Raw genomic sequence first — 3,676 nt, 5'->3', positions numbered from 1 at the left:
AACAACGGCGAAGGACAAGCTGACTCTTGCGGAAGCCTTTGAGGTTGGGGCTGCTGTTTTTGGCGGCACGTTATCTGGCTCTAAGGGTAAGTAAAATCTCATGAATGAAGTAAACTATATATTTACCCTGTACTAAGGTACGTGGTTTATGCTGTAAGTGAGGTGAGACGTATGAAATTTCGTATCGGAGAACTGGCTGACAAGTGCGGTGTTAACAAGGAGACCATTCGATATTATGAGCGTTTAGGCTTAATTCCAGAGCCTGAACGTACGGAAAAAGGATACCGAATGTATTCCCAACAAACGGTCGATCGATTGCATTTCATAAAACGAATGCAGGAATTAGGATTTACCTTAAATGAAATTGATAAATTGCTAGGGGTTGTCGATCGCGATGAAGCGAAGTGTCGTGATATGTATGATTTCACTATTTTGAAGATAGAGGACATTCAACGTAAAATTGAAGATCTTAAAAGGATTGAACGAATGCTGATGGATCTTAAAGAAAGATGTCCCGAAAACAAAGATATTTACGAATGCCCCATTATTGAAACACTGATGAAGAAATAAGAGGTGAAACAGAAATGAAAAACATAATAAAAAGTTCAGGTTGGTTTCTTGTCGCACTCATCACATGCCCGTGTCATCTGTTTTTACTACTTCCGTTGATTGCAGGAACAGCACTGGGATCATACTTCACGGAATTTAAAAATGTTATTTTCATCATGATGGGTCTGTTATTCGTTTTCGCTCTTTTCAAGGGCTGGAGAAAACTTGATCCAGAAACAAAAGAGGAAACAAAGAAAGATACAACCACACATGATTGTTGCAGCATGGAGAAGTTCAAGTCATGAAAGAAAAAGTTTCACAAGTAGCCACTGTATTTTCAGCTTTTGTTATGGCGGGTTGTTGCCTGGGTCCACTAATCTTGATTCCCCTTGGACTCACTGGGTTTGCAGGCGCAATCGCATTCTACTCGTTGAAGTATCGGTTATTGTTCAGCATCGTTACCATTGTCCTTCTTGCGTACTCCTTTTATATGGTTTATGGAAGAAAGGGTAAAAGGAAAAGTTCTGTCATTGGCTTATGGATTACAACGTTCCTTGTTTTTACCATGTTTCTTTTCTTATTTTCAGTTGAAAGTTGACTATAAAAAATGGGGTGTATTATGTGAAAGTACAAATAATCAGGATTATGATGTTGCTATCCCTTATGCTAGTGGTTAGTGCATGCAGTAACGAACAAGAAGTCCAAAAAACTGAAGTATCTAAGAGTGAAGTGAAAACAACTGCTATGAATTCAGAGAAGGATGTAAAAGCTATTACTGAAGCTGAGAAGACGGGGACATTCATGGTTATAGCAGGGATGGATTGCTGCCCGCCATCAGTTGTGGAAGATGCCATTGCACAGGTTGAAGGTGCTGGCAAAACAGCCATTAAAGTTAATGGAAGCACCGCGGAAGTAACGGTTTCTTTTGATGATACGAAAACCAATTTAGATGCAATTAAGACGGAGGTTTCAGACTTGGGTCTCCCCGTCGAATAAAAGGAGGATATTTTTACCATGAAAAAATATCGAGTGAACGTGCAAGGAATGACATGTTCGGGTTGTGAACAGCATGTAGCTGTCGCTCTTGAAAACATGGGTGCAAAAGCGATTGAAGTAGATTTTCGCCGTGGAGAAGCTGTATTTGAGCTTCCTGATGACGTGAAAGTTGAAGTCGCGAAAAATGCGATTGCTGACGCAAACTATCACCCGGGCGAAGCAGAAGAATTTCAATCGGAACAAAAGACGAATTTATTGAAAAAATATCGGCTAAACGTTGAAGGAATGACCTGCACTGGTTGTGAAGAACATATTGCGGTTGCTCTTGAAAATGCAGGTGCAAAAGGGATTGAAGTAGACTTTCGTCGCGGAGAAGCACTGTTTGAACTACCGTATGATGTAGACATTGATATCGCGAAAACAGCGATTACTGACGCACAATATCAACCGGGCGAAGCAGAAGAAATACAAGTGCAATCGGAAAAAAGGACAGATGTAAGTTTAAATGATGAAGGTAACTATGATTATGATTACATCATCATCGGTTCTGGTGGAGCTGCCTTTTCATCTGCCATTGAAGCCGTTGCTTTGAACGCAAAAGTGGCTATGATTGAGCGTGGAACGGTGGGTGGAACCTGCGTAAATGTCGGATGCGTTCCTTCTAAGACCTTATTAAGAGCAGGGGAAAACAATCATCTAGCAAAAAATAATCCATTTGTGGGATTACACACTTCGGCTTCAAATGTTGATTTAGCGCCATTAGTAAAACAAAAGAATGATTTAGTAACCGAGATGCGAAATGAAAAATATGTGAATTTAATTGATGATTATGGTTTTGAATTAATAAAAGGTGAAGCAACATTCGTAAATGAAAATACAGTTGAAGTAAATGGCAATCAAATCACAGCCAAAAGATTTTTAATAGCTACAGGTGCTTCTTCAACTGCACCTAATATTCCCGGATTAGATGAAGTAGATTATTTAACAAGCACTAGCTTATTGGAATTAAAGAAGGTTCCAAATCGTCTTACCGTAATTGGTTCAGGATATATCGGCATGGAATTAGGACAACTATTTCATAACCTCGGGTCAGAAGTCACTTTGATTCAAAGAAGCGAGCGTCTATTAAAAGAATACGATCCTGAAATTTCAGAAGCCATTACTAAGGCCTTAACAGAACAGGGAATTAATTTAGTAACAGGAGCAACCTATGAACGAGTTGAGCAAGATGGAGACATTAAAAAAGTTCATGTTGAGATAAATGGTAAAAAGCGAATTATTGAAGCAGAACAATTGCTAATTGCCACTGGAAGAAAACCAAATACAGAATCATTAAACTTACATGCAGCAGGCGTTGAAGTTGGTTCCCGTGGTGAAATTGTCATTGATGATTATCTTAAAACGACCAATTCCCGAATTTATTCAGCTGGAGATGTCACTCCCGGTCCCCAATTTGTTTATGTAGCTGCTTATGAAGGTGGACTTGCTGCTCGTAATGCAATCGGAGGACTAAATCAAAAGGTCAATTTAGAAGTGGTTCCAGGCGTTACGTTTACTTCTCCATCGATTGCAACGGTTGGTTTAACGGAGCAACAGGCAAAAGAAAAAGGATATGAAGTGAAAACATCGGTATTGCCGTTGGATGCTGTTCCAAGAGCGCTCGTTAATCGGGAAACAACAGGTGTTTTCAAATTAGTGGCAGACGCGAAAACATTGAAAGTGTTAGGGGCGCATGTAGTGGCAGAAAACGCAGGAGACGTAATTTATGCAGCAACATTAGCTGTGAAATTCGGTTTAACTGTTGGAGATCTGAGAGAAACGATGGCTCCATATCTAACAATGGCAGAAGGATTGAAGCTGGCTGTCCTAACTTTTGATAAAGATGTTTCGAAATTATCTTGCTGTGCTGGATAAGTTAGAAAAAAGATTCCTGATTATTGCTCAGGAATCTTTTTTCTGTTTTATGAATAAGGTTTTCCGTACTTTGCCAAATTAACTTTAAACTGTTTAAGGAAATGAAATATTTATATAGCATGTTTGTTTTACACGGTTTATTATGTCAACAATCTGTGCACTTTGGTTAAGTCTTCTTGCTATTGAAATCTATAAAACTAACTTAATAAAAAGGATT

5 protein-coding genes and 1 pseudogene are annotated in these 3,676 nt (G+C 39.0%); all 6 read left to right on the top strand.

Features of this window, described 5'->3' with window-relative positions; genetic code table 11:
• Window positions 1-171: 171 nt before the first annotated feature.
• The 6 genes and pseudogenes from merR1 (at window position 172) to merA (ending at window position 3,459) form a co-directional block, all read left to right on the top strand.
• Window positions 172-570 (top strand): mercury resistance transcriptional regulator MerR1, encoded by a 399-nt coding sequence (gene merR1 / locus KVT31_RS29140; RefSeq protein ID WP_000672080.1) that lies wholly within the window; start codon window positions 172-174, stop codon window positions 568-570.
• Window positions 567-854, top strand: a complete 288-nt coding sequence (merE, locus tag KVT31_RS29135; RefSeq protein WP_254912385.1) for a mercury resistance MerE — start codon at window positions 567-569, stop codon at window positions 852-854. The genes merR1 and merE overlap by 4 nt, the downstream gene beginning before the upstream one ends.
• Window positions 851-1,147 (top strand): mercuric transport protein MerT, encoded by a 297-nt coding sequence (merT, locus tag KVT31_RS30825; RefSeq protein ID WP_000660891.1) that lies wholly within the window; start codon window positions 851-853, stop codon window positions 1,145-1,147. Before merE ends, merT begins: the two co-directional genes overlap by 4 nt.
• 23 nt (window positions 1,148-1,170) lie before the next feature.
• Window positions 1,171-1,545: a mercury resistance system substrate-binding protein MerP gene (gene merP, locus KVT31_RS29125; RefSeq protein WP_000867937.1), complete on the top strand. Its 375-nt coding sequence runs from the start codon at window positions 1,171-1,173 to the stop codon at window positions 1,543-1,545.
• Window positions 1,546-1,563: 18 nt separating this feature from the next.
• A pseudogene (locus KVT31_RS30780) lies at window positions 1,564-1,743 on the top strand (heavy-metal-associated domain-containing protein); the annotation flags it as partial.
• A gap of 57 nt (window positions 1,744-1,800) precedes the next feature.
• Entirely contained in the window at window positions 1,801-3,459 is a 1,659-nt protein-coding gene (gene merA, locus KVT31_RS29120) for a mercury(II) reductase (RefSeq protein ID WP_308162521.1), read from the top strand.
• Window positions 3,460-3,676: the final 217 nt, after the last annotated feature.

The sequence above is a fragment of the Bacillus sp. GbtcB14 genome (assembly GCF_019091205.1).
GTDB lineage: Bacteria > Bacillota > Bacilli > Bacillales > Bacillaceae_G > Bacillus_A > Bacillus_A cereus_AG.
This window is presented reverse-complemented; position numbering and strand designations above follow the sequence as displayed.